The organism is Hoylesella shahii, from assembly GCF_937990675.1.
In the GTDB taxonomy this organism is placed as follows: domain Bacteria; phylum Bacteroidota; class Bacteroidia; order Bacteroidales; family Bacteroidaceae; genus Prevotella; species Prevotella shahii.
In genome coordinates, this window is the sequence record NZ_CALKQY010000063.1 from 16138 (window position 1) to 40866 (window position 24729).

Below are 24729 nucleotides of genomic sequence, written 5' to 3' on the forward strand. Positions count from 1 at the left end.
AGCAAAGATAAAAGAAAAACGTCAAAAACCAACGCAAAAAACATTTTTTAAGAAACGTTTGAATCAGCAAAATGCATAATCAACAGCTAGATAAAAACAGAATGAAATAAAAAACAGAACAAACAAATATAGCCTAAGAACAATACACTTTATAGAGTGAAAATTGTCGTTAGAAGGTCAATTTTTAAATTATTTACCACTATTTGTTTTGCGAAATAGCCTATTTGCCTTATTTTTGCAAAGACTAAAAGAAGAATTATGATGAAGAAAACATTAACATGCGCAATACTTGCAATGCTATTTTCTGCATCTCAAGCATGGGCGCAAAGCAATAAAGGAAACCAAGACGAGTCGTTAGCCGAGAAGGTTTCTTCCATTATGAAAAAGGCTAAGAGTTCGATGCAACGCGCAGGAAAACGATTAGAGAAAGTAATTGGCTTAAACGAAAAAGGCAGAGAGGGTGACGAAGTAAAAATAGACGGTACTTATTACATGCCTATCTACTCGCTTAACATCTACGAAGGTAAAGATGCAGAGAAATTTAAAAAGACTAGCGAGAAATTATTTGCCAAAAAATACCCTCACACCAATATTGTTAGCGTAACCATTCCGCAAGAAGGATGGGTGAGCGAATCGGTAAAAGATGGTAGCAAAGTAATTGGTTATCTCCAATATATGTATTGCTACGTATTGGCTAAGGATGGAGACGATGGCTATATCAATGCCCGATTTAGTTTTCAAAGATATAAAGACGTGGGCAAAGAATATGGTATTGTTAACGGAAGATGGCCCAAATGGGACCGCACCGACGTTATTCCTCTGCCCGTTTACAACGAACTGAAAAACTATTAATTGCCACTTTGTGGGGCTAGCCCTAAAGGTTTAGCCCCACACTGCAATCTAAAAAACATATCACAAAATACTAAACGCTAAATGTAAACAACACCATGAACATTCTAAAAGCCTTGTTCGGTGGGAAAACCGAAGACCCTGAAGAGAGAAAACAAGATGAAGAGGCAAAGAATTTCGACATTCTGAAGTTCGACGGTGTAAAGGCTTTGCACATGGGACAAGCCGACTACGCCATCAATTGCTTTACCAATGCCCTGAAGTATCAAGAAGATTTGGAGATACGCGACTATCTTTCGCAAGCTTATTTAATGGCTAACGAACCACTAAAAGCTTACGAACAACTGCAACAACTTGCAGAAGCTCAACCCGACAACCAAAAGATTTTTATCAGAATGGCTGATGTGGCCTATCGTATAGACGATTATGGCGCTATGGCTGATGCGTGCGAGAAGGCACTATTGATAGACAAGAGAAGTCCAACGGTGCACTATCTCTACGCTAGAGCTTGTATTGGACAAGGCGATAACGTTAATGCCGTGTCTATGTTAACGCAAGCTATTCTCACCACGCCCGAATACTTAGACGCCTATTTGCTAAGAGGGGAAACGCTCTTAGATATGGAAAATTTGGAAGAAGCCGAAGAAGATGCTAACTTTTTGTTGGAACACGTGGACGGAAACGAAGATGCGCTGCTACTAAAAGCTCGCATCGAGAAGGCTAAAGGCTATAATGCTGCAGCTCTTGAATACTATGATAAGGTGATTGAGGCTAACCCCTTCCACGCCGAGGCGTTTAAAGAAAGGGGCGATGTGCGCGAAGCATTGGGCGACTTAAAGGGTGCGGAGGAAGACCGAAACGTTACCTTCTAACTTCTCTACCACATCTGCTTATCTCTTTCGAGAGAGTATTTGCAACATCGGGACGTTTTGCATCAAGAAATGTCCCGTTTTTTTGTTTGGTAAGCTAGCCCAAAAGTTCAATTAATGGGTAGTTGTAAAACGTTTGACCAATACCCTGGAAGTTGTCAGCCAACTAACAGAAGCGCAGAAAATAAAATAAGGTGTGCCACAAAGCACACCTTATTATATATATAGGCTTAACAAGCCTTTTTAAACATTTGAAACTTACTTGGCAAAGGCCACCGAACGCGTCTCGCGTATAACGGTAATCTTCACTTGTCCGGGGTAAGTCATCTCGTTTTGAATCTTTGTTGCAATCTCGCCGCTTAGCTTTTCGCTCTCAGCATCGTCCATCTTATCGGCGCCAACAATAACGCGCAGTTCTCTACCAGCCTGTATAGCGTAAGTCTTTGTTACGCCAGGATAGCTCATTGCGATGGCTTCCAAATCGTTGAGACGCTTGATATAAGCTTCTACAATCTCACGACGTGCACCAGGGCGAGCACCAGAAATGGCATCACAAACCTGAACAATGGGAGCCAACAAGGTATTCATTTCTATTTCATCGTGGTGAGCTCCGATGGCATTACAGATGTCTGGCTTCTCCTTAAACTTCTCTGCAATCTTCGCTCCATATAAAGCATGGGGCAGTTCGCTTTCTTCATCAGGCACTTTTCCAATATCATGAAGCAGTCCTGCGCGTTTAGCTTTCTTAGGATTAAGCCCCAGTTCAGAGGCCATAACAGCACAAAGATTGGCCGTTTCGCGCGCATGTTGCAAAAGGTTTTGACCATAAGACGAGCGGTATTTCATCTTACCCACAATACGAATGAGTTCAGGATGGAGGCCATGGATACCCAAGTCGATGGCTGTACGCTTACCTGTTTCAATGATTTCGTTTTCCAATTGTTTCTTTACCTTAGCCACAACTTCCTCAATGCGGGCGGGATGGATACGACCATCAGCCACAAGTTGGTGCAGAGCCAGTCGGCAAACTTCGCGGCGAACGGGGTCGAAAGCCGAAATAACGATGGCTTCGGGAGTATCATCAACAACAATTTCAACGCCCGTAGCAGCTTCCAAAGCACGGATATTGCGACCTTCGCGACCAATGATGCGACCTTTTACCTCATCGTTATCAATGTGGAACACACTAACCGAGTTTTCGATTGCCGTTTCGGTAGCCACACGTTGAATGGTTTGGATAACAATTTTCTTAGCCTGCTGGTTTGCATTGAGTTTAGCTTCGTCAATAATTTCGTTGATATAGCTAGCAGCATCCGTTCTCGCTTCGTCTTTAAGACTCTCGATAAGACGCTCTTTAGCCTCTTCAGCACTAAGGCCAGAAAGTTCTTCAAGCTTAGTACGTTCTTGGCATTGCATCTTTTCAAGTTCCTCTTGCTTAATGCTGAGCAACTTTTTCTCGTTATCCACACGTTGTTGACATTGTTCCACCTCTTGTTTTCGGCGTGCCAACTCGTCTTGACGTTGGTTTAGCGAAATTTCGCGTTGCTTAAGTTTATTCTCGTTTTGCTGAATACGTTGGTTGCGTATTTGCACCTCCTTCTCCAATTCGCTCTTTTTATTTAGGAATTTCTCCTTTACTTCAAGCAATTTTTTTTCTTTCAGCACTTCCGCCTCCTTGTTAGCGTTTTCTAACATCTCGTTATACTGCCCTTTAATAACATATCTAAAAAAGAGATAGCCAACAAAGCACCCAATAATAAGTGCCACGGCGGCAGCGATTATCGTTTCTATCATACAGAGTTTTATATTGATTATGTAATGTTTTTGTTCTGTTCCCGTTTGGTGAATACGAGCAATTACCTAGACATGCGATGCCAGGAGCCAAGAAAACTCTAAAAAGGAAACAGCTTAAACAGACGATGGTTCAATACCCAAAGCATCTTCAATTTCATCGGTAAGCCCTTTAAGGGTCTCCATAAGCGGTTCAACGTCGTTGCGTTCTTCCGACTTATGATATCGCATAGCAACATCAATGAGCACCATATATAAGATGTCTACATCATTTTTCTGCCCTGCATAACGCGAAGAATAGAAGTTTACGAGGTCGGTAATCAGCTTAGCGCTTTTGCGATACTTCTCTTCTTCGTCACGTCTACAGTTAACAGGCAGCGTTCTGTTATAGACATTGAGCTTAATACTTAAGATATCTTTATTATTTTCAGCCATTGTCAATGCTATTTTCGCTAAGGAGTGTTATACATTTGTTAACATCCCTAATGAGTTTAGAAAGCCTTTTCTGGGCCGACTCCATGTCGCCATCGGTGATTTCAACCATCTTTGCCATTTTAAGGCTTTCATAGCTTTTGCAAACGGATTGAAGACTATCGTCCAATTCTTTAATTCTTTCATCGCGCTCGTTGACCATCGCCTGCAGCTCAGCATTCTTTTTCTCCAACTCTTTATATTGGAGAATCAGCTGGCGAAGGCGTGTGCTTAAGTGCGACAATGTGAATTCGTTTGCATCCATATAAACACCAATTTGACTACAAATTTAATTTATTTATTTGGATACCGCAAATTTTCAGGCTGTTACATTTTAGAAAAAATGTAATTATTGTGTACCTGCAGGTTATAAAAGGCGAAATTTAGGTTTTATCGTCTTACAAAATGCATGCGGCAACCCTCGAAATGGCAGCAACACAGTTGCTCTACCCTACCCTTTATTTGTTTTTTTCCTCAGGACGGGGTTCTTTTTTGGCCAGCATCACCACTTGGAATACAAAGTCGGTTACCCATTTTTGGCTAAATCCCAGTCGCTTGTTGTACTGCCTAATTGAGCCTACGGTTTTCAAAACACCAGCATCCGAAAAGTCGTTCTTATTGAAAATATCGTTGATGGTGCGTTGCGTCATGGTGTAGATGGCCTTTTTGAAAAAGGATGGTAAACGCAACTTAAACTTCATAAGGTTGCCCATTAGCATCATGAGGTCTTGTGTGAAGTTTTGGAATTGCACCAAATACACCTGCACATCTTGCAGTTTATGACAGTTTCTTCTGATGCTGGCATCAATTTCCTTAAAGAAGTCGTCGTCGGTTTTATAGAGTTCTTTCAACATTTTGCGACAATGCGACTTCTCACCAAGACCCAACTTATTGTTTTGCGTGGGTATGCGCAATGTTGTTTTGTACGTTCTCAAATCGGGAAGCATGGCCAAATTGGTTATTCCAAGATTGGCTGCGAGGGTTGCTTGGAAGTAAACACGCACAAGCGTCATATAGTCTTCCATGCCTCCTGCTTTCGATTTATCGGCTTGTTTTTTGAATATTGAGGAAAATAATCCCATAATTTTTGTTTCGAAAAGTGTAATTAGAAGTGTTACGCTCACGCTTTCTTTTACCTTTGACATAAGGTTTATGCCTTGGTTGGAGCGAATACTAACTGCAAAAGTACGAAAAAAAGGGGAATATTGCAATTTATAGCCTTAATTTCAGGCCTTTAGAAGCTAGATTTAGAGCTTTAGACATTTGTTTTAGAACCGAAAACAAATTTATTTGGCAACGATTATGGCTATTACTGCAAAATTAAAGTAGGGAGAGGTGTAACTAAAAAACAGGGATTCAGAAGATGAATGTGTGGAAAAAAATACTTTTAACATCGGTACTAGCTGGTTTGTAGCGTCAGTACAAGACACTTGTAGTGCTGATACAAGAAGCTTGTAGTGCTAGTACAAGACACTTGTAGTGCTGATACAAGATGCTTGTAGCGTGCGTACAATATTGTGGGCTAAGAATTGTTTGATAGTTTTCGCTGTTTAACATAGCTTGATTTACTAGAAAAAGGCTTTTGTTGATTGTTGGTTATCACGGTCATTGTTTACTGTGAAGGGTTGACTGTCTTTGTTATTATACACATCTTCTGTTTACAAGTGAATGCCTTATGTGTTGAGATTGTAACTTACAGCTCTAAAGTGCAACTGTAAACTTGCTCTGTACTAATTGCATCGTGCTGTAAAAGACAAAATTAAACGCCACTTTTACCTCTCATCGCCTATTCTAGACTACAGAATAAGAGCAAAGAGAGACAAAAGTGGCATCTAAAGAATTGTTTCCTACAAGGTGTAGGGGAATTATAAGCATGCAGCGATGGCCATTAATAGCGATAAAGCCACGTGCAAATTTATTACTTAGTCATATCGTAAACCACCTGCATCAACTTCTTACCAATAGCATCAGCCTCTTCCATTGTGGCTGCTTCGCTATATACGCGGATGATTGGTTCGGTGTTGCTCTTGCGCAGATGCACCCATTTGTCGGCAAAATCAATCTTAACGCCGTCGATATCGTTAACTTGTTCGTCTTTATACAACTCCTTAACGCGTTCCAAAATGGCGTCAACATCGGTAGAAGCTGTAAGGTCTATGCGATTTTTAGCAATGAAATAGTTGGGATAACTAGCACGCAGTTCGCTAACCTTGCAACCTTTATGTGCAACATTGCTAAGGAAGAGCGCAATACCAACCAAGGCATCGCGACCGTAATGACTTTCAGGATAGATTACTCCGCCATTGCCTTCGCCGCCAATAACAGCCTTTGTGGCTTTCATCTGTGTGGTTACGTTCACCTCTCCAACTGCAGCAGCTGTGTATTGTCCGCCATGTTTAAGTGTTACATCACGCAAAGCACGTGTTGAACTAAGGTTAGAAACAGTATTACCAGGCGTTTTAGACAGTACATAATCGGCAACACTCACAAGTGTATACTCTTCGCCAAACATCTGTCCATCCTCGCAAATAAACACCAAGCGGTCTACATCGGGATCGACAACGATACCCATATCATAGTTACCATTCTTAACCTCGGTCATAATCTCGGTGAGATTTTTTTCCAAAGGTTCGGGGTTATGTGCAAAATCGCCAGTTGGTTTTCCGTTGATCATGGTGTATTCCACTCCCAGTTGCTTAAGTAGTTTAGGGAGAATAACACCACCAACGCTATTAACAGCATCTACAGCAACCCTAAATCCAGCTTTCTTGATGGCCTCGGCATCAACAAGTTTAAGTGCCAACACACTATCAATATGGCGTTGGTCGAAGCTATCATCCTCGGTATAAAGTCCTAAATGGTCAACGTCTGCATAAGTAAAATCGCCTTTATCAGCAATTTTTAGCAGTTCAGCACCATCTTCGGCTGTAAGAAATTCTCCTTTATTATTTAGCAGTTTCAAAGCATTCCACTGACGTGGATTATGACTTGCGGTGATAATGACACCGCCATCAGCCCCTGCCATAGTAACAGCCAACTCGGTTGTAGGCGTGGTAGCCAGTCCAATGTTTACAACATCGAAGCCCATCCCCATAAGTGTGCCACACACTACGTTCTTAACCATCTCGCCAGAGATGCGCGCATCACGTCCCACAACAATTTTGTTGCTACCAGAAGGAGTGTTTTGGCGAATAAAGGTGGCGTAAGCCGAAGTGAACTTAACGATATCTAAGGGATTGAGTGTATCTCCACATGGTCCGCCGATAGTGCCACGGATACCAGAAATTGATTTAATGAGTGTCATAAACAATATGTTATTAACGTGCTTTACTAAATTCTAGTTCGTAAAAATAAGGTACTACACTGGTGCTTGCTGTGCCATGCCCTCTATCATGAGGTACTATTAGGCGCACTAGTGCTGTAGCATCAGCCGACGAAGAGGGCCTACTTAACAAGAGATATGTAAAAGGAGTGAGCCAACCCGAAGGCACAGACGCGCCACTTGAGCTTTGATACGCCCTATACATCAAACCATTAGTACCAATAAAGGTTCCTGTGAATGTGCCTGAATTATTGGTTACAGTCATCTTATCAAGCCATGCTGCGAAGCGTGGCTGGAAACTAGACAACACAAGACTATCGGTTATCATGTTCACCTCTTTAAATCGGCATTCCACATCCATGCTTTGACCTAACGCAATGGGTTCTCCTTTACCTTTACGCACGATTTGCATATACACGCCAGAGCTCTCGAAGAGCACATATTCGTTTTTAGTGGCGTCGGTGATATTGCCGTTTGCTTTAAAATCGCTTTCATTAATCACCTTGATGTTATGCTTCGTGATGTAATTGTTGATAGCGTTTCGTTCCATTTCCACCTGGTCGGCGTAAGTTTCGTACTTGCTGCACGATTGCCAAGAGAGCGCTCCTGCCAGGAGGAAAAGTGAAAAGAACAATTTCTTCATTCGTCGTTTAAATTTTATATGGTGAGCATGCGGACTTTTTGTTCATCTATTTTGTCGTTAATAACCGACAGTTTAAACTTCGCCCACAATACTGCAAAGATAATAAAAATATTACTTTCAGCGGATGTAAAGTCTTGTATTTTTGCTTTTTTACACATCCGCATGCCTCATTATACTTCCATTTGGGAAGTTTGAAGGCATTGAACGTCTTTTATTGATGTTTTTGAGAGGTGTTATTAACAATCAATTTAGGCCCTTAAGCGGTCAGCATAGGCCAAAATTGCATCGCGAACCACTCGCTCTGCCTCATCCATCGTGCAATACAATTTACCACCACTCGCATTTAAATGGCCACCTCCGTTAAAGAAACGCTCAGCAACCTCGTTACAAGGAAAATCGTCTACCGAGCGTAGACTTACCAAAATAAGATTATCTTTATCGGTATCTTCGCGCAAGGAGATTACAAGTTTCTGCCCTTTAATGCGCAAAGGTTCGTTAACAAGCCCTTCTGCATCACCTTTAACGAAATGAAAATTTTTCATATCTTGACGCGTAATGCAAAAATACGAAGCGTTTAATTCATTTAATACATTGAGCTTTTGACTCATGAGATACCCTCTAAAGCGGATAGCCCACGAGCTATAATTGTTGTAGACCTTGCGATAAACTTTGTCTTTATCAAACCCTTTGGTGAGTAGATGACCGATAATAACATAAATTTCAGGTCGAGTGGAGTTGTAAGTAAACCCTCCTGTATCGGTCATCATGCCACAATACACGGCTACGGCAGCTTGTCTGGTAAGTAAGTCAAAGCCTCCGAGTTGCCATACAATACGGAAAACAATTTCGCAGGTGCTACTCATCAACGGGAACGAGACCAATAGGCGCGCGTAGATCTGTGGGTTAAGATGGTGATCGAATACCACGCGCTGGGCTGTGGCTTTGTCCAAGGCTTGCTGCATATCGTCTACCCTACTCGTTGCGTTGAAATCGAGGCAAAAAATAAGGTCGGCTTCAGTCATTCGTGCATTACATAGAGCAGTATGCTTATCGTAGCGCATCACCTTTTCTACGCCTGGCAGCCACCTAAGGAAGTCGGGAAACGCATCAGGAACGATAACAAGTGGGTCTTTGCCCACTTGTCTCAGATAGTCGGCCCATGCTAACGAAGAGCCAATAGCATCTCCGTCGGGCGACTTATGACAGCACACAATGATGTTGCGCGCATCCTTTATCAACCCACTTAGAGTTTCTAAATCAGACTGTGAAAGTAATTCGAGTTGCATAATGGTGCAAAGTTACAAAAAAGGTGCTTAAAGCCATGCTTTAAACACCTTATTATTTACGGCATATTGCATAAAAATTACTTGTGAAATATTCTTCTGTTATATCGTTTTTTATGTTTAGCCTTGTTGATTTATTTACTTTTCGTTACTTCGCTTCTTCCATAATACCCTCAACATAAATGCGAGTTATCTCGGTAGTTCCGTTAGTGTAAATGGTAATTGTTTTCTTAAAATGTCCAGGAAACTTATCCTTTCCGTTATAAGTTACCTTAATCTCGCCTTTTTCTCCTGGTTTGATGGGAGTTTTGGGATACGAAGGTACGGTGCATCCACAAGTTGCCATGGCCTGATTGATAACAAGGGGAGCCTGACCCACATTGGTAAAAGTGAACGTGCATTCCTGAACTGGATTCTTTTCACTGAAACGACCAAAGTTGTGGGTTACCTTATCAAATTTAATTTCTGCCTTTTGCTGTGCTACAGCAAATCCAACGAATGCAAAAAGCATCATTGTTAGCAATACCAATTTCTTCATATTCTTATTATATTGTTTAATGAATACTGTGCAAAATGCTGTCGCCACCGTGCTTTGAGCATTAATAAGCAACAGCAGAACGAACAAAAGCTCATATTTTATATTCCTAACGATTATGCAAAGGTAACGTTATATAAGGAGAAAAACGAATTTTAAGCAAAGAATTATAATTCATCCACACTTAAAAATACGTTATGTCTGTGGCATTTGATGTATATTGAAGCCTTATTTATTATACAAAAATCGAAAAATGTAAAGCGATGTTTCAGCAGATAATATGAATTTACAAAGCAATGTTAGTCACCAGGAGAATTGCTTGATACGTTACTTTTGCTATGCTATGGTATAAGCTGGCTGCACCATTTAGTTTTCTCGTTGGCACATATACTAGAAAGGGCTATAAGCACTTAGCAAACAATTATTTGCTATGCTTCTTGGTAGCCGAAGCACTGTTTTTCTTGATGATGTTGTATGCCGAATATAGTCCTAGTTCGCCTGCCTTGCTAAGGTCTTTCACACCCAGTGAGCGATTGTCGAGCGTTATATAGGTTAATCCGCGATTAAAATAGGCTTCAGCAAAACGATTATCGAGCTTGATAGCCGATGTATAGTCGGCGACAGCTTTTTCATTGTTGCCTTGATGAGCATATAGATTAGCTCTACAATAATACAAATAAGCGTTTTGTGGTTTCAGTGCAATGGCCTTATTTAAGTCGGACAATGCGCCTGCTTCTTGTAACTTAACATCTACTCCGTTAGATGCCTTAAATCCGCTCATGGCTATCTGGCACACTGCACGATGCCAATATGCCATGGCCGAAGTGCTATCGATGGAAAGCAATGTGGTTGCATCGGCAATTGCCGCATCAAAATTTTGCAATGTACTATAAGCCACAGAACGCTGCAAGAGCAGTGCACGAAGTGCAACATTGTTATTGTTGCCACCTATTTTAACAGACAATGACTCTACCAAAATAAAGAAATGTTTAGAACGGGCCTCATCCAACTGTTCGTTTCCACAGGCGACATAGAGTTTATCGATTTGTTTTTCCACGCTATTAAAGTGTTCTACATCGCGGTCAAAAGCCTGATACGAACGTATACCATTGGCGTATGGTACAAGCGAAAGGTGAAACATGGGCATGAGAGACGTGTTGACAGTGTTGTCTTGAACACGCCCGCGATAGCGACTTTGGTATTCGTGAGCCACCTCATTTTCATCATTCACAACCATTTGGTTGTATTTGTCCATATTAAACTCGCTGCGTTTGCGCACTTCTTTTAACTTTGCCTTACTCCATCTTGCTTGCACACCCAAACGTTTATCCATTTGTGCTTTGAGAATCTTAAAATCATCGAGTTCGGCTTTGGCCGTCATACCCAGTCTACGATAGCATCGGGCACGATAAGATAATCCTATCCAAAAGTTAGGAAATTGCTTAATAACAGCCGAATAGTCTTCGATTGCAGCACGAATATTACCCGTTTTCTCGTGCAAAATACCACGATTGAACACTGCCATGAAGTTAGCAGGCTCTTGTTTAATGATGAAATCAAAATCGGCGATGGCCCTATTGTCGTCGCCCAACTGCAAACGTAGGAGTCCGCGATTATAGTGCCCCAAGAAATTATTAGGGTCTAGTTCCAGCGCGAGGTCGTAATCAGCCATTGCCCCACGTAGGTTATTCAGGTTTACGCGAGCAATGGCTCGGTTAAGATAACTATCCACGTTTTTAGGTTTTAGGTGAATGGCCTTGCTTAAAAACTCGTCAGCCTCGCGCCATTGGTTTCGCGATAGACTGATATAGGCACGCATAGTCCACACATTGGCATCGTAGGGATCAAGTTTCAATCCCTTATCCAGCCACTCAGCAGCCTTAAGCGTATCTTTTTCGTGTAAAAAAACCTCTGCCTTAAGTGTATAAGCGTTGGCATAATCGGTCCAACGCCTCACAATCGTGTCTAGATCGTGGTGAGCTCCAGCATAATCTTTGCTATTCATCCGACAAGCGGCGCGGTTGTACCAATAGTTTCGGTTACGCGGATTAAGCTTAATAGCGCTATTATAATCAATAATAGCCTCTTGAAACTTATTTTGCCTAATGCGAGAGATAGCCCTTAGGTCGTATATATCCTCAATGTAAGGATTTAATTTGATGGCTTCAGCAGCATCTTCTTCGGCCCCAACGTAGTCGTCGAGGTAATATTTAGCTATAGCTCTATATTGCCAGGGTTGATAAAGATAGGGCCGAAGTGAGATGATTTGGTTAAAATATTGCATGGAGAGCACATAGTCCTCGTAATGGAGGGCTATCTGTCCGCTTGTCATTAGTCGGTCTACATTAAATTGTGCGCGACCAACCAACGCCACAAGAGCGAAGAAAACAAGTGCGATTTTTCTCTTCATGCAGCAAAGGAGGTAATTCTGGTGTAATTCTGTTGGCAATAATAGGTTGGATACAAAGGGTTTTATCAGCGCGCAGAGACCTTTGTGCGATACCCGCAACGGAATTTTCCTTGCATCAGAGCCTTTAGCTTACTTTTAATAAGCTGTTTACGAAATGGTGAAAGATGGTCGGTGAAGAGTACACCGTCAAGGTGATCAATCTCATGTTGCAACACACGGGTAACATAACCTTCAAACCATTCGTCATGAGGTTTAAGTTCTTCGTCTACATATTGTACACGTATGCGCGTGTGCCGAGTAACCTTTTCGTGAATGCCAGGTAGGGAGAGACATCCCTCTTCAAGGCTTTCGGTTTTAGATTTCTCATCAATCTCAACAATATGAGGATTGATAAAAGCCTTTCTATACCCCTTATATTCGGGATAAGTATCGGCAAGCACATCCAGGTCGATAACCAACAGACGTATGTCTAGCCCAATTTGAGGGGCCGCCAATCCTATTCCGTCGCTGTTTTCCATTGTTTCGAACATGTTTTGGATTAGTTCATTCAAATTGGGATAGTCCAATGGGATGTCTTGTGCCACCTTTCGCAGCACCTGTTGACCATAAATATATATAGGTAATGTCATTTTCTCTTTGATTCTATGTAACTTTGCAGAATAATAGTGGCACTAATCTCGTCGACCAATGCCTTATCCTGTCTGGCTTTTTTCTTTAAGCCACCGTCGATCATTGCACGATGTGCCAGCACCGACGTAAATCTTTCGTCGTAGTAAACGACAGGTATTGTAGGGCAAATTTTCTTCCATCGCGCCACGAATTGTTTCACGCGTTCGAGGTTTTCGCTTGGTTGCCCATTAGTTTGTTTTGGTTCGCCAACAACGATTAGTTCCACATCTTCTCGCTTGGTGTAGTCGAGAAGGAAATCAACCAATGTAGACGAAGAAACTGTTACCAATCCATTGCAAATAATTTGCAACGGATCAGTAACAGCGATTCCTGTTCTTTTCTTTCCGTAGTCTACGGATAATATTCTAGCCACGCGCTATTTACTTTCTGTAAAGCAACCAAGCGTCGGGATAGGTAGAGCGGAATTGGTTTCTTGAAGCAACTGCGTCTGACTTAGAAACAAACGTAGCAGCCACTACACGATACATTCCACGCTCGGCGTTGAATACCAACTGTGCGTTATTTCCTTCGCTCTTGAGTCTGTTATACAGTCCCTCGGCATTGCTACGCAGTGAGAACGAACCAACAACAACGCTATAATCGCTAAGACCAGTGCCACTCACTACAGTGACGCTTTCTTGTCTTACGGTAGCATTTTCAACGGCTTCAGCAGCTGTTACTTGTGTTGCGGGCGATTCTTCAAGGGGTGTTACTACGGGCGCAGCGCCTTGCATATCGTCTGAAGACTGTCCTTGCTCTTGTGCTTTTGCCTTTTCGTAGGCCTTTTTATAAGCACTTTCTTTGCTCGACCCACAGCTAGACAACATAAATGCGGCACACAATGTGGCGCCTAAAATCATACTTTTCTTCATCTTCTATCCTATTTAGAATTAAACTTACAATCACTTTTTGATGGGCGAAATTACAAAATATATAAGTAAAACACGAAGTTAGCTCGCATAAAGTTTGTTAATTGAACACCATACACGCTTTTTAACATAAATAATGACACAATAATTTTGAATATTAGCATAGTTTTATTACATTTGCTAAAGTATTGGATATGGCACAGCTAACAGGCTTTGCCAAATTGCTTCCAATCGTTTATAATAAAAACAATAAATATTAAAACTAAAAAAGGTATGAAAGCATTAGGTTACATTGGCGCATTCTTAGGTGGCGCTATCGCAGGTGCAGCCCTCGGACTGCTGGTTGCCCCTGAAAAAGGCGAAGACACACGTGGTAAAATTTCTGACGCTGTTGACGATTTCTGCAAGAAACACAACCTCAAGTTGAGCCGCAAGCAGGTAGACGACCTCGTTGACGACATCAAAGACGCCGTTCCAGAGTCGATTGTTGAATAAACATGAGCATGTTCTCTACAGATAACAACGTAGAAACCATTGGGCAACTCGTAGAAGTGCTCAAAGATTACATCGGGCTTCAAAAAGAATATGTGAAGCTCGATGTAATTGAAAAGGTGGTGCGTCTTATCACCGCTGTAACTTTGTTAGGCATTCTCACAGCCTCGATTATGATGATTATCATTTTCGGGTCGTTTGCTGTCGTCTACGCTTTGGCACCTTCATTAGGTATGGCCACTAGCTTTTGTGTGGTGGCGGCTTTCTATATTGTGCTGTTCTTGCTAATCTTCGCTTTCCGAAAGCAATGGATTGAGAGGCCTGTGATTAGAATTCTTGCGAGCATCTTAATGGATTAGGATATGGAAAACGATATTATTCATTCGCCGTCTTACACTTCGCTCACACAGATTAGAGCGAAAAAGGAGGCAGTAAGAAAGCAGATTGTAGAGGAAGAAGACAAGGTTAGGGTGCTATGGGACAAATTGTTCACTCCTAACGACAAGGAGAACACTTCGCCTTCAAAGCGTATTTCAGACATGGTAAGCACTGGAATTAGCGTTGCCGACACGCTTATTCTTGGATGGAAACTATATCGAAAATTCACAGGAAAACCACTATTAAAATTTAAAAGCTGGTTTTGATAACCGCCGTAACGGCATCTTGCTTTTACAATTGCCTACAAGACTTCCATTTTTTTAAAAGCAATGACGCAATGTTTTGTGCCTCTGCATTCCTTAAGATGCAACAAAAGGCACAATATTCACTAAAAGCTTACTTCTTGTAGTAGCCTTTCAACAATGCGGGTATTGATAAACCCACTTTTAAAGGCATTAGATTTTCCCCTTAACAACAGCAGAATTTTCCCTTAACAATAAATGCGGATCGGGTATTTAAAGCTCGATCTGCATTCCATCATAACCCAATTCAACACCTTGGGGCAAACGTTTACTGGCTTCTTCGTGGATTCCTATACGATGGGTGAGATGTGTAAGCACTGTTCTTTTTGCCCCTAAGCGCTCTGAAAAGGCGATTGCCTCATCCACCAATTGGTGTGAATGATGCTCTTTTTCAAATCTAAGGGCATTTATAACCAGTACTTCCACACCTTGTAGATTGGCTATTTCTTCTTCTGCAATGGTTTTCATGTCGGTGATATAGGCCAACTTATCAAATCTAAAAGCCAGGATAGACAGCTTACCATGCATCACTTCTATGGGCATCACTTCAATATCGCCGAAAGTTAAGGTTTGATGGGGTGCAATAGCATGCAACTTAAGAAGTGGAACACCTGGATATAGTTTATCTGAGAAGCAATAAGGCATGTTGTGTTTCAAATCTTTTACCGTGGAAGCGTTACCATAGAGGTTTATATCTCCAAAACTACAATAGGGCCGAAGGTCGTCAATACCTCCCACATGGTCGTAATGAATATGGGTAAGCAATACGCCATCAATGGCACGAAAGGCATGAGGCATGAGCTGCTGACGAATATCAGGACCACAATCCACTAGTAATCTGCTCGCATTGCTCTCCACTAGCAGCGCGCAACGCAAGCGTTTGTCTTTGCTATTTGTACTTCGACATACCGCACAATCGCATCCCAACACAGGTACTCCATTAGATGTACCCGTACCTAAAAGCGTAAATTTCATCTTATATTAACCTCTGGATGAATAGTAATGCCAAATTTGGCTTGCACATCCAACTGTATTTGCTGACAAAGCGCCAAAACTTCTTTGCCATCTGCTCCACCTTTATTTACCAAAACCAATGCTTGTTTATGATGAACGCCAGCCCGTCCCAGGGTTTTTCCTTTCCATCCGCATTGTTCTATCATCCAGCCAGCTGGTATTTTCACGTGTTCATTATCTATAATATAATGTGGCATGTTGGGATATAGCTTTTGTAAGGCTTCAAACTGGCCTCGTTCTACGATGGGGTTCATAAAAAAACTACCAGCATTTCCCTCTACTTTCGGGTCGGGCAACTTCTCATTTCTTATATCAATGATAATCTGTCTCAACTCGCTTGGCGTGGGTGTAGCGATACCTTTCTCGGCCAATGCCCCCCTAATATTGCCATAATCAAGATGCGGAACAAAGTTTCTGCTAAGCCGATAGGTTACATGCGTGATAAAAAAGCGGTCTTTCCAGTCTTTTTTAAATCTACTCTGCCTGTAAGCATATTCGCATTGAGCATTGGTTATATATACTAAGTGCCCTGTTTTGATTTCAATAGCTTCAATCTCGGTTATCAAATCTTTCACTTCTGCGCCGTAAGCTCCAATATTTTGCACGGCACTTGCTCCCACTTCGCCAGGTATCAGCGACAGGTTTTCGGCTCCGTGCAAGTTTTCGGCTACACATTGGGCCACAAGTTCATCCCAAACCACACCCGAACCACTTCGCAACAGCACATGGTCGGCACCATCATCGCTACTTTGCACACCCAATATGCGCGAGTGAACAACCGTTCCATTATAGTCGGCTGTTAATAGCAGGTTGCTCCCACCACCTAAAATCAACAATTGTTCGCCGCTAGCCACCAAGCTTGGAAGTACGGTTTGAGCTTCTTCCACATTATCAAAGGCCACATATCGTTTGCATCTGGCATTGATACCGAAGGTATTATGCGCCGTGAGGTCGTAATTATAAAGGTCTGTCATATATAATACGAGCCTAACTATTAAACTTCATCAGTTTCCATTTGCCCTTCACAACCTTGAAGTTCATCTCGGTTTCCATACCATTAGCCACCCCTCTAATAACGAACAATTTGCGATTGCTCTCAGTGTACTTTTGCCCATAGATGATGTTATAAATCTCTCCATCGGGTATCAGCCAAGGTTTAAACGATGGCCACTGCTCGGGCGTTATCGAACCAGTTATCGAACTAAAGTCGTCGTCAGGATCAGGAGCGGTAAACTCCACTAAATCGTTAAGACTTTGAACCTGAAACGCGCTGTCTGAAGCAAAGCGTTGGTAAAATTGTAAGAACGAAGCATTCGTGGTTTCGCTTATATGCTTAAGACCCATCGACGTGAGCGTCCACTGTCCGTTGATGCGATTAAACAGGTATTGCTTCACGGATTTGTTCTTAAACGTAATTTTTTCGATTACCACATGGTCGATTGTAGTGTCTTTCACCAAGTCCATCTGCTTCACATTGTCGAAAATAAGCGTATAATAACCTTGCTTCATAAAGAAGTGTTCCATACGCCAATCTTTTTTCTCAATGCGCTTCACCACCTTATCGTTTTGGTAAACGTCCAACGGAAACTTTATGCGCGTCAACTGCAATTTGCGGTTTGCAGCGAAATTAAAAACAAAATCATCGAACAACTCATCGGCCGCCTTGGGCATGGGCTGTTCTTCTATAATACTTTCTAGGGTGTCACGTGCCGTTGTATCAACCTGCAAGGAGTCTATTCGGATGCTGTCGGCAACGGATTTCTTATCTTTACAGCTGGTGGTTGTACTCCCTATCGCTACCAACACCACAGCCATGATGGCAAAGAAAACTAGTTTCTTCATCTTTATTCTATTCTTTTCTAAAACTTTTTGTTAGTCTCTCAAATCTTTCATAACTACGGAGAACACCTTCTTGTGCATTGTTTTCATACCATAGAGGTGCACCGTAACTCATGCAAAAGTACAACTTTATTTCCACACCATGTTTATTTCAATATAAAAATATTAACTTTGCATTCAAATTGTAATAACACAATAAAAGATGATACTCGATAAGATAGACCAACTGTTGAAAGAAGTGAGCAATCTCTCGGCACAAAATGCCGACGAGATTGAACAACTGCGCCTTAAATACCTCAGCAAAAAGGGCGACATCACTGCTCTGATGGCCGACTTCCGCAATGTGCCTGCAGAACAAAAGAAAGAGGTGGGCATGAAAATCAACGAGTTGAAACAGCTTGCACAAGACAAACTGAAAGAACTGAAAGAGTGTGTTGGCCAACAAAATAAGGCCGAAGACGCACCCGACCTTACTCGTACTCCCTACCCCATCAGGCTAGGAACGCGCCATCCGCTAACTATCGTGCGCAATCAAATCATTGATATTTTCCAACGAATGGGCTTTACGCTTGCCGAAGGACCTGAAATCGACGACGACTTGCACGTGTTTACCAAACTAAACTTCGCGCCCGACCATCCAGCTCGCGACATGCAAGACACTTTCTTTATCGAGAGCAACCCCAACGACGTTACGAAAAGTGTTATCTTACGCTCGCATACGTCTAACGACCAAAGCCGAGTGATGGAACGCCAACAACCGCCTATCCGCGTGATTTGCCCTGGGCGCGTGTTCCGCAACGAGGCTATCTCGGCACGCGCGCACTGTTTCTTCCACCAACTAGAAGGCTTGTACATCGACAAAAACGTGTCGTTTACCGACCTAAAACAGGTGTTGCTTACCTTTGCTCGCGAGCTTTTCGGTCCCGACACCGACATCCGCCTGCGTCCAAGCTATTTCCCCTTCACCGAACCAAGTGCAGAAATGGACATCTCTTGCCACATCTGCGGTGGCGAGGGCTGTGGTTTTTGCAAACACACGGGTTGGGTTGAAATCCTTGGTTGTGGCATGGTAGACCCCAATGTGCTTGAAGCCTGCGGCATAGACAGCACCGTTTATTCGGGTTATGCCTTTGGTTTGGGCATCGAACGCATCACCAACTTGAAATATCACGTGGCCGACTTGCGTATGTTCTCCGAGAACGACGTTCGTTTCTTGCAAGAGTTCCAATCGGCTAACTAATCTGCGCTTGCAATGTGCAGCCCTTATCAAGGCAAATGCACAACATAATATTTTAAACCGCTGACAATTTTGTCGGCGGTTTTTTTATTCTATTCTGCGTCACAACAATATACTGCATCTAATCTTATTGTTAGGATGTACCCCCATTCATAGTGCAACGTCCAACTCCTTTTTAATTCGTTCGTATTTGTATTTCTCTGGCTCAAAAAGTATTCATAAAAACCCTCTTCTCGTCTTTTTTCTTCAAGTTAAAGCTGTTTTTCTACTTTTATTCATCCCGCAAATATCCTATTCGTTAATATCTATCGCAATACATATTATGTGGTGTTATCAGCATGTAAGCAGTGTGTTTGGTTCGCAAAGCAAGACGTAGGCTGTGCGAAGAGTAAGTTTTTTACGTAAACCACTTTCTTAAAACATCCTATAACATTAATCACCAAAAGGTTCTTTCTAAAATCAAATTGGCCCTTTGCAAACTATATTCAGCGTCTGCAAAGGGCCTTAAAAATTTATTTAGCAAAAGGGAACGTCACCCAAGGACTCTTTGGGTCGGTTGTTAGTTTCTTAATCTTATCGCTTTCAATCTTCAATTCAACGTTTGAAGTACCCCAGAGGGCATAACCAATAAGATAACTCTTGCCATAATCTTCCCAAGAAGTGAGCGAACGATGAGCCAATTCGTCGGCCACATCCATAAATTCCCAAAACTCGGTCTCGTTGATATACTCCGAATCATAACACAAACGCACAATGAAAGCAAAACGAGTGATGTTCCAGCCATCTGTTCCTATACGTACAAGTTCGTTATGATCTTTAACAATGCCATACTTCACTAGTGTGGGCATCGCTTTAAAAGCATTCTCTATCTCCTTAGCACAGCTTCGCGCATCCTTATCCACCATGAATGTATCGCTTAGATATTTATCGATGGCCTGCTGGTCGTTGAGTTTGAATGCCTCTGCTATATGCGGAATATTACTCTTTGTGCAAAGCACTTTCAACTCGGTAAGAACGCTAAGTGCCGAGTCACGATCGTTTATTTGCCAATCATTTTGAAGGCAATCTTTACGCTCTTGCCACGTCATGTCACTCTTCAAACTGTTCATATAAAGTTTAAGAGACGAAGAATAAATACCACTCAAAAGCAGCTTTCGTTGCTGGTCTTTGTTCAATGTAGTTTTTTCGTCTAATAGGAAACCACCAAAAACAGAACGCAACATGCTTTTTAATTCAGCCATATAATGGTACAATCCGCCCAAAATAGCAATAGCAAAGATTAGATAGAAAATCCAATTATACGAGCCATCACCATCTCCCGAGCCTCCATGAGTTCTAATACGAAACCTTTCAGCAGCCTCAACTTGCTGTGCAACAAAGCACATCACTACCATCAAACCAAAAATGTTTTTCTTTTTCATATAGTTAATTTCTAGTGATTTAAGCCAATGCCTGTCGCAAGTGCGCAACAAGCAATGGCTTTCTGATTGTATTATGTAAGTAAATATGTTTATTTGTCAAAAGGAATGGTTTTCCAAGGACTTTTTTCTTTCGTATATAGTTCCTTTGCATGGTCAGCCATCACTTCAAAATAGTTGGCTGTGCCACACCATAAGCAACGTCCTATGATATAGCTCTTACCGAAATCTTCCCATGAACGTATTGTCTGATGGGCTATATCATCGGCTGCCTCAATATAATCCCATAATTCTTCGTTGGTGATATAACCATGCTCATTGCACACTCTGGCCATAAACACCAACCTACCTGCATCCCAAGCATCAGGGCCAATGCGCACAAAGTCGGCTTCGTCTTTGATGAGTTGTTGTTTCATTAACGGCTCAATAGACTCGAAAGCAAACTTCACCTGTTCCCAACAGGCGTACATATCATCTTCGGTTTCACAGGTTTCGGTGATATACTGCTGAATAGCCTGTTTGTTTTTAAGCTTCAACGCCTCTACCACCTGGGGGAAGAAACGGCGTGTGCCTTCATCCCTAAGATAATCCAGCATGGCAATAGCCGATTCACGGTCGGTTATATCCCAACCTTGACCGAACATTTGCTCGCGACTGCCAGCCGACAAGCCCGTTGTTACCACATTTAAATAAGCGCCTTTCTGACAAGAGAAGACACCACTAAGCAACAATTTGCGCTGTTGGTCCGTACTCAAGTTGGTGTTTTTGTCTATACGAAAACCACCAAAGACGGCGTAATAAAATGATGCAAAAAATGATAGCATAATTAGTTATGTATTTTTAAGGTTATTATTTCTTACCCTTAGCAGCTTTCTGAGTGGCTGCATCTGCGGGCATTTTGTTTTCAGGTCGTGTAAATCCATCTTTCTGAGCACGTTCGCTCATCGTCTTAATACGCTTGTCAAGGTCGGGGTGAGAAGAGAACATACGTTTCCATTTGCTGTCTTTCTTATAGCCTGCATCCTCTTCAAGTTTCTTCAGTTTCTCGAACGACAAGGCAATAGCCCAAGGATTCTTATTGTTTTTCTTCAAAAACTCGTAACCGTAAGCGTCTGCGCTGCTTTCTTGCTGTTGCGAATAGGTGGCATTGAGTAAAGCCTCACCCAGATCGCCTAGCTGAGAGTCACTCAGCGCAGCTGCCTTTCCATTGGTTGAAGAGACACCATCTTTCAAAGCCGAGGTTAACAAAGCTGTGCGGAATGCGTTTTTCGAGTCTTTGTGTGCCACGTGGCCTATCTCGTGACCAATTACGCCGAGCAATTCCTCATCGGTCATGATGTCCATCAACGAAGAGAATACACGCACACTGCCATCAGCACAAGCAAAGGCATTAACATCAATAACATAATACACCTTAAAATTCAAAGGAATACCTTCGACGTTGGTTAATCCAGAAGTAAGTCTCTTTAAACGAATAGCATAGGGGTTGTCATCGGGACAAACTTGATTGTGCTTGTCCATCCAATCGATGTATTCCTTCACATAATTCTGCACGTCGGCATCTGTCAAAGTAGCCGCCTTCACTGCTTTTGCTGCTCCTCCCACTGCCTTTTTAAGATTAAACTGTGCCATAGCAGGCGTTGTGTTTAGTAAACAAAAGGCTGCAACAAACATTGTTGATAAAACTTTCTTCATAAATTAACTTGTGTTATAATTATAAATATTGAGCAAAGTTAAGCAAAAATACTTTTGCCTATTACACTTTCCTATTTTTTAACACTACATTCCTTTTAGTACCCCGCCAAAGGCAGTTTTAAAGCATAGATAAGCGTCTATCAATAAAGCATTTAGTTCTTGAAAGTAGTCAAAATTAAATGTTAATTAAATTATCACCTGCCCTCCTTAGCTTAAATTTTAATAACACTTTTGGATTAGAAACACAAGTTTTTCAGCTGTCTTATTTAGATAATGAGAGATACTCGCACACCAAGAAATCTATCTCCCCCCCCTCGCATCATACATTGATGTTGTGCCAAATAGAAAAAGTGGTTGACAAAGCTTGCTAAACCATTTATGTTTCAAACACATCAATATTAAATTAGAGGCAAGAATTAACCTAACGCCATTAGGTTTGAGCAAGCAGAAAGTTGTCTTTGGTACTCATCGTCACACACTACCCACAATTTTGTAAAGTTTCAAGATGTTTATTTAACAAAAAATACGGCATTATTTCGAGTCATCTCTCCTCTTGGCTGCATAAATTAAATTCTTGCATGGGGTATTTTGCATAAATATCGCAAAACACAACTATTACAAGCTTGGGCTAAGCCTAATAAATAAATGAGAAGAAGCAGGTAAAAAAGGCTAAATGCTGCAAAATACCGTGCGTTTTGCAGCAAAACGCAGTGCTAACTCCTACAAAACGCAGTGCTAACTGCTACAAAACGCAAGGTTAAATGCAGCAAAACGCCAAGCTAAAACCTACTTTTAACAACAAAATAAGAAAAACACAACAGTTTTCTGCCTTCTACTACGACATCGATACAAGTCATCAACTGGATAAATACGATGCATTAAATGCGTAAAACTGTATAATTAGCACTTTTTCGACCTTAATATTTCTGAAACAAAAGAACAAAAGAGAGTCGAAAAAAGGAGAAAAAGCACCTAAAACACGACTTTTTGAAACAAAAACAACATTATGAACATCCGTCGTCTCGTTCTCCGTGTTTTTCTTCTTCACCTAAACATCAGTTCACAACACACTAACACACAACATCTTACAATCAAAAACCACCAAAACAGCATTAAAACAGCAATAAATAGCTACAATCTGCCGTCTGTTTTAAAACGCTAAAATAAGAGGTATTCAAAATGATGTTTTGTAAAACATAAAGAAATATATTAACTTTTCATTCAGCCCAAATGTTATTAGAGCCTATACATCTTTTATTTTATTGTTGGCATCTTGTCTGTCTTTGTAACGCAGGCGTAGCGGGCTACATCAAGTTGCAAAGACAGACAAGATGCCAACAAGAAAATAAAAGATGTGAGAAAACAACACAAAAACAAAAGTTAAGGAAACATTGTGGTATAATGCCCGATTGGGGTTTAACGTATAACAAAACTCGAGAGAGCATCATAATGCAATGCCCAAACTCACACCCCTGAATAAGAAAAATAGGCGCTAACAGGGCGTAAACACATCAGAAACATTTGCATCACGGAGAAAGAAGACCATCGAACACTGAATTTTTCTGTCTCCCCAAACGCCAAAAGCAACGAAAGACGCTAGGTTATGGCGCATACAAACACAACCATCGCCTAGCGTCTCTCACCGCTTTTCTAGGATAAACCTATTCTAAAAATGTAGAAACAAACCTCGCCAGCTATAACAGCAGTCCTACGTGAATGTCTCTATCAATATTAAGCAAACAAGCTTGAAACAACAAGCATTGCGCATTATTTCTTCTCTAACCGATAACCTTCAATAGCAACCCCAAGCGTAGCGGGCATTTTCTTCCACGAATTTTTAATAAGATTTCGTACATAAGAAAAGCGCATGTGTGCGGGGAAATGCAAACTACCATTACCTCCCGACACAAGAGACAATCCCACATAATAGGTCAATCCCTTTTTTAGATATATTTTTTCTGTAGCCTTAACCTTCACGTCTGTGTTTTGATTGGCTGGAGTCAGCGTGAAATAAATGGGTTTTGCCTGTACAGGCACGAAAGCAGAGCCCACAAGTTCGTATACAATAACGCGAACAACACAACGTGTATAGGTACATTTTCCCACTTTAAATTGGAAATTAGCCACCGCATAATCTTTTTTAGAGGTAAAAGCCGGGCCAACTTCGAGGTCACCTAGCTGCTCTTTGCCAAATGTGGCATCGCCTGGGAGTTTCATTCCCTTGCCAAGTATAGGTTCCAACGTGAGCTTCTTGGCCACCACAGCAACGCCACCCAGACTATAAGCCAAATCTTCCATAACAATTCTTACATCACCTTGTTGATAAAGACTACGCGGAATAACTTTCGTTTTAAAACTAATATGACTCACTTTCATGTCACCAGTAGCATTATCAGGCAATTTTATGTCGAAATTTCCATCAATATCCGAAATACAAAAGACGCTATCTACGCATACCGTAACGTATTCGATGCCGTTTCCTGCAGCATCAACCACGCGACCACGCACGTTGCTTTGCGCATTAGATGATAATATCCAAGCGAGATTGAACGCAACTAAAAGAAACAAAAACTTTTTCATGTGCTATTATAAACTAATTACAATTACAAATATATTCAAAAGGAATAGCAAAGTTACAAAAAA

Annotated in this window: 25 protein-coding genes; 6 read left to right on the top strand and 19 right to left on the bottom strand. The window is 41.6% G+C overall.

What is annotated here, in order from left to right:
• The first annotated feature begins 258 nt into the window (after positions 1-258).
• Together QME03_RS09200 and QME03_RS09205 are read left to right on the top strand one after the other, a co-directional pair.
• On the top strand, positions 259-852 hold the full coding sequence (locus tag QME03_RS09200; protein ID WP_273146990.1) for a hypothetical protein: 594 nt from the start codon (positions 259-261) through the stop codon (positions 850-852).
• A 95-nt stretch (positions 853-947) separates the two neighbouring features.
• Positions 948-1721, top strand: coding sequence for a tetratricopeptide repeat protein (locus QME03_RS09205; RefSeq protein ID WP_025815316.1), 774 nt, complete (start codon positions 948-950; stop codon positions 1719-1721).
• 255 nt (positions 1722-1976) lie between these two features.
• Here the strand turns inward: QME03_RS09205 and rny are convergent, their stop codons facing one another.
• From rny to QME03_RS09265, 12 genes are all read right to left on the bottom strand, one after another.
• Complete coding sequence (rny, locus tag QME03_RS09210) at positions 1977-3512, bottom strand: ribonuclease Y (protein ID WP_273115650.1); 1536 nt, start codon at positions 3510-3512, stop codon at positions 1977-1979.
• A 114-nt stretch (positions 3513-3626) separates the two neighbouring features.
• The gene (locus tag QME03_RS09215; RefSeq protein ID WP_025815318.1) at positions 3627-3944 is read right to left on the bottom strand and encodes a cell division protein ZapA; all 318 of its coding nucleotides are present in this window, start codon (positions 3942-3944) and stop codon (positions 3627-3629) included.
• Positions 3937-4245: a hypothetical protein gene (locus QME03_RS09220; protein ID WP_025815319.1), complete on the bottom strand. Its 309-nt coding sequence runs from the start codon at positions 4243-4245 to the stop codon at positions 3937-3939. Before QME03_RS09220 ends, QME03_RS09215 begins: the two co-directional genes overlap by 8 nt.
• Before the next feature lie 193 nt (positions 4246-4438).
• Positions 4439-5062, bottom strand: a complete 624-nt coding sequence (locus QME03_RS09225; RefSeq protein ID WP_025815320.1) for a hypothetical protein — start codon at positions 5060-5062, stop codon at positions 4439-4441.
• Positions 5063-5898: 836 nt separating this feature from the next.
• Complete coding sequence (gene glmM, locus QME03_RS09230) at positions 5899-7284, bottom strand: phosphoglucosamine mutase (protein ID WP_110370254.1); 1386 nt, start codon at positions 7282-7284, stop codon at positions 5899-5901.
• A gap of 13 nt (positions 7285-7297) precedes the next feature.
• Complete coding sequence (locus QME03_RS09235) at positions 7298-7945, bottom strand: DUF4827 domain-containing protein (RefSeq protein ID WP_025815321.1); 648 nt, start codon at positions 7943-7945, stop codon at positions 7298-7300.
• A 248-nt stretch (positions 7946-8193) separates the two neighbouring features.
• Positions 8194-9231 carry a DHH family phosphoesterase gene (locus QME03_RS09240; RefSeq protein WP_281724186.1) on the bottom strand — a complete coding sequence of 346 codons (1038 nt, stop codon included), beginning with the start codon at positions 9229-9231 and terminating at the stop codon, positions 8194-8196.
• A gap of 145 nt (positions 9232-9376) precedes the next feature.
• Complete coding sequence (locus tag QME03_RS09245; RefSeq protein ID WP_025815323.1) at positions 9377-9766, bottom strand: DUF1573 domain-containing protein; 390 nt, start codon at positions 9764-9766, stop codon at positions 9377-9379.
• A gap of 418 nt (positions 9767-10184) precedes the next feature.
• Entirely contained in the window at positions 10185-12173 is a 1989-nt protein-coding gene (locus tag QME03_RS09250) for a tetratricopeptide repeat protein (RefSeq protein WP_281724187.1), read from the bottom strand.
• Between the two features lie 65 nt (positions 12174-12238).
• A complete protein-coding gene (gene def, locus QME03_RS09255) occupies positions 12239-12802 on the bottom strand; it encodes a peptide deformylase (RefSeq protein WP_025815325.1) in 564 nt (187 codons plus the stop codon).
• On the bottom strand, positions 12799-13215 hold the full coding sequence (gene ruvX, locus QME03_RS09260) for a Holliday junction resolvase RuvX (RefSeq protein ID WP_025815326.1): 417 nt from the start codon (positions 13213-13215) through the stop codon (positions 12799-12801). The genes def and ruvX overlap by 4 nt, the downstream gene beginning before the upstream one ends.
• Positions 13216-13222: 7 nt before the next feature.
• Complete coding sequence (locus QME03_RS09265) at positions 13223-13714, bottom strand: SPOR domain-containing protein (RefSeq protein ID WP_281724188.1); 492 nt, start codon at positions 13712-13714, stop codon at positions 13223-13225.
• Between the two features lie 270 nt (positions 13715-13984).
• On the opposite strand from QME03_RS09265, the gene QME03_RS09270 reads away from it, so the two are divergent.
• Genes QME03_RS09270 through QME03_RS09280 form a run of 3 tightly spaced genes read left to right on the top strand, consistent with a single transcriptional unit; the run spans position 13985 to position 14847 of the window.
• Positions 13985-14206: a YtxH domain-containing protein gene (locus tag QME03_RS09270; protein ID WP_110370255.1), complete on the top strand. Its 222-nt coding sequence runs from the start codon at positions 13985-13987 to the stop codon at positions 14204-14206.
• Positions 14207-14214: 8 nt separating this feature from the next.
• Complete coding sequence (locus QME03_RS09275; protein WP_281724214.1) at positions 14215-14562, top strand: phage holin family protein; 348 nt, start codon at positions 14215-14217, stop codon at positions 14560-14562.
• A gap of 3 nt (positions 14563-14565) precedes the next feature.
• Complete coding sequence (locus QME03_RS09280) at positions 14566-14847, top strand: hypothetical protein (protein WP_273261973.1); 282 nt, start codon at positions 14566-14568, stop codon at positions 14845-14847.
• A gap of 249 nt (positions 14848-15096) precedes the next feature.
• Here QME03_RS09280 and QME03_RS09285 read toward each other — a convergent pair whose 3' ends face one another.
• Genes QME03_RS09285 through QME03_RS09295 form a run of 3 tightly spaced genes read right to left on the bottom strand, consistent with a single transcriptional unit; the run spans position 15097 to position 17739 of the window.
• Positions 15097-15858, bottom strand: coding sequence for an MBL fold metallo-hydrolase (locus tag QME03_RS09285; protein ID WP_110370256.1), 762 nt, complete (start codon positions 15856-15858; stop codon positions 15097-15099).
• Complete coding sequence (gene murB, locus QME03_RS09290) at positions 15855-16871, bottom strand: UDP-N-acetylmuramate dehydrogenase (protein WP_281724189.1); 1017 nt, start codon at positions 16869-16871, stop codon at positions 15855-15857. Before murB ends, QME03_RS09285 begins: the two co-directional genes overlap by 4 nt.
• Before the next feature lie 13 nt (positions 16872-16884).
• The gene (locus QME03_RS09295) at positions 16885-17739 is read right to left on the bottom strand and encodes a DUF4348 domain-containing protein (protein ID WP_281724190.1); all 855 of its coding nucleotides are present in this window, start codon (positions 17737-17739) and stop codon (positions 16885-16887) included.
• 199 nt (positions 17740-17938) lie between these two features.
• Here QME03_RS09295 and pheS point away from each other — a divergent pair, with 199 nt between their 5' ends.
• Positions 17939-18976, top strand: a complete 1038-nt coding sequence (gene pheS / locus QME03_RS09300) for a phenylalanine--tRNA ligase subunit alpha (RefSeq protein ID WP_025815332.1) — start codon at positions 17939-17941, stop codon at positions 18974-18976.
• A gap of 509 nt (positions 18977-19485) precedes the next feature.
• On the opposite strand, the gene QME03_RS09305 is transcribed toward pheS, so the two are convergent.
• From QME03_RS09305 to QME03_RS09320, 4 genes are all read right to left on the bottom strand, one after another.
• A complete protein-coding gene (locus tag QME03_RS09305; protein WP_273113095.1) occupies positions 19486-20394 on the bottom strand; it encodes a DUF1266 domain-containing protein in 909 nt (302 codons plus the stop codon).
• Between the two features lie 89 nt (positions 20395-20483).
• On the bottom strand, positions 20484-21215 hold the full coding sequence (locus tag QME03_RS09310) for a DUF1266 domain-containing protein (protein WP_025815333.1): 732 nt from the start codon (positions 21213-21215) through the stop codon (positions 20484-20486).
• A 25-nt stretch (positions 21216-21240) separates the two neighbouring features.
• Complete coding sequence (locus QME03_RS09315; RefSeq protein WP_281724191.1) at positions 21241-22086, bottom strand: M48 family metallopeptidase; 846 nt, start codon at positions 22084-22086, stop codon at positions 21241-21243.
• 1767 nt (positions 22087-23853) lie between these two features.
• Positions 23854-24666: a hypothetical protein gene (locus QME03_RS09320; RefSeq protein ID WP_281724192.1), complete on the bottom strand. Its 813-nt coding sequence runs from the start codon at positions 24664-24666 to the stop codon at positions 23854-23856.
• Positions 24667-24729: the final 63 nt, after the last annotated feature.

Excerpts from the sequence above, each read along its gene's own strand:
- QME03_RS09205 (WP_025815316.1), top strand. The coding sequence starts at position 948 with ATGAACATTCTAAAAGCCTTGTTCGGTGGGAAAACCGAAGACCCTGAA.
- QME03_RS09315 (WP_281724191.1), bottom strand. The coding sequence starts at position 22,086 with ATGAAGAAAGTTTTATCAACAATGTTTGTTGCAGCCTTTTGTTTACTA.
- QME03_RS09200 (WP_273146990.1), top strand. The coding sequence starts at position 259 with ATGATGAAGAAAACATTAACATGCGCAATACTTGCAATGCTATTTTCT.
- QME03_RS09275 (WP_281724214.1), top strand. The coding sequence starts at position 14,215 with ATGTTCTCTACAGATAACAACGTAGAAACCATTGGGCAACTCGTAGAA.
- QME03_RS09320 (WP_281724192.1), bottom strand. The coding sequence starts at position 24,666 with ATGAAAAAGTTTTTGTTTCTTTTAGTTGCGTTCAATCTCGCTTGGATA.
- QME03_RS09245 (WP_025815323.1), bottom strand. The coding sequence starts at position 9,766 with ATGAAGAAATTGGTATTGCTAACAATGATGCTTTTTGCATTCGTTGGA.
- QME03_RS09295 (WP_281724190.1), bottom strand. The coding sequence starts at position 17,739 with ATGAAGAAACTAGTTTTCTTTGCCATCATGGCTGTGGTGTTGGTAGCG.
- QME03_RS09305 (WP_273113095.1), bottom strand. The coding sequence starts at position 20,394 with ATGAAAAAGAAAAACATTTTTGGTTTGATGGTAGTGATGTGCTTTGTT.
- QME03_RS09215 (WP_025815318.1), bottom strand. The coding sequence starts at position 3,944 with ATGGCTGAAAATAATAAAGATATCTTAAGTATTAAGCTCAATGTCTAT.
- QME03_RS09250 (WP_281724187.1), bottom strand. The coding sequence starts at position 12,173 with ATGAAGAGAAAAATCGCACTTGTTTTCTTCGCTCTTGTGGCGTTGGTT.
- QME03_RS09285 (WP_110370256.1), bottom strand. The coding sequence starts at position 15,858 with ATGAAATTTACGCTTTTAGGTACGGGTACATCTAATGGAGTACCTGTG.
- QME03_RS09220 (WP_025815319.1), bottom strand. The coding sequence starts at position 4,245 with ATGGATGCAAACGAATTCACATTGTCGCACTTAAGCACACGCCTTCGC.
- QME03_RS09240 (WP_281724186.1), bottom strand. The coding sequence starts at position 9,231 with ATGCAACTCGAATTACTTTCACAGTCTGATTTAGAAACTCTAAGTGGG.
- glmM (WP_110370254.1), bottom strand. The coding sequence starts at position 7,284 with ATGACACTCATTAAATCAATTTCTGGTATCCGTGGCACTATCGGCGGA.
- murB (WP_281724189.1), bottom strand. The coding sequence starts at position 16,871 with ATGACAGACCTTTATAATTACGACCTCACGGCGCATAATACCTTCGGT.
- pheS (WP_025815332.1), top strand. The coding sequence starts at position 17,939 with ATGATACTCGATAAGATAGACCAACTGTTGAAAGAAGTGAGCAATCTC.
- QME03_RS09280 (WP_273261973.1), top strand. The coding sequence starts at position 14,566 with ATGGAAAACGATATTATTCATTCGCCGTCTTACACTTCGCTCACACAG.
- def (WP_025815325.1), bottom strand. The coding sequence starts at position 12,802 with ATGACATTACCTATATATATTTATGGTCAACAGGTGCTGCGAAAGGTG.
- QME03_RS09310 (WP_025815333.1), bottom strand. The coding sequence starts at position 21,215 with ATGCTATCATTTTTTGCATCATTTTATTACGCCGTCTTTGGTGGTTTT.
- QME03_RS09225 (WP_025815320.1), bottom strand. The coding sequence starts at position 5,062 with ATGGGATTATTTTCCTCAATATTCAAAAAACAAGCCGATAAATCGAAA.
- QME03_RS09235 (WP_025815321.1), bottom strand. The coding sequence starts at position 7,945 with ATGAAGAAATTGTTCTTTTCACTTTTCCTCCTGGCAGGAGCGCTCTCT.
- QME03_RS09270 (WP_110370255.1), top strand. The coding sequence starts at position 13,985 with ATGAAAGCATTAGGTTACATTGGCGCATTCTTAGGTGGCGCTATCGCA.
- rny (WP_273115650.1), bottom strand. The coding sequence starts at position 3,512 with ATGATAGAAACGATAATCGCTGCCGCCGTGGCACTTATTATTGGGTGC.
- QME03_RS09265 (WP_281724188.1), bottom strand. The coding sequence starts at position 13,714 with ATGAAGAAAAGTATGATTTTAGGCGCCACATTGTGTGCCGCATTTATG.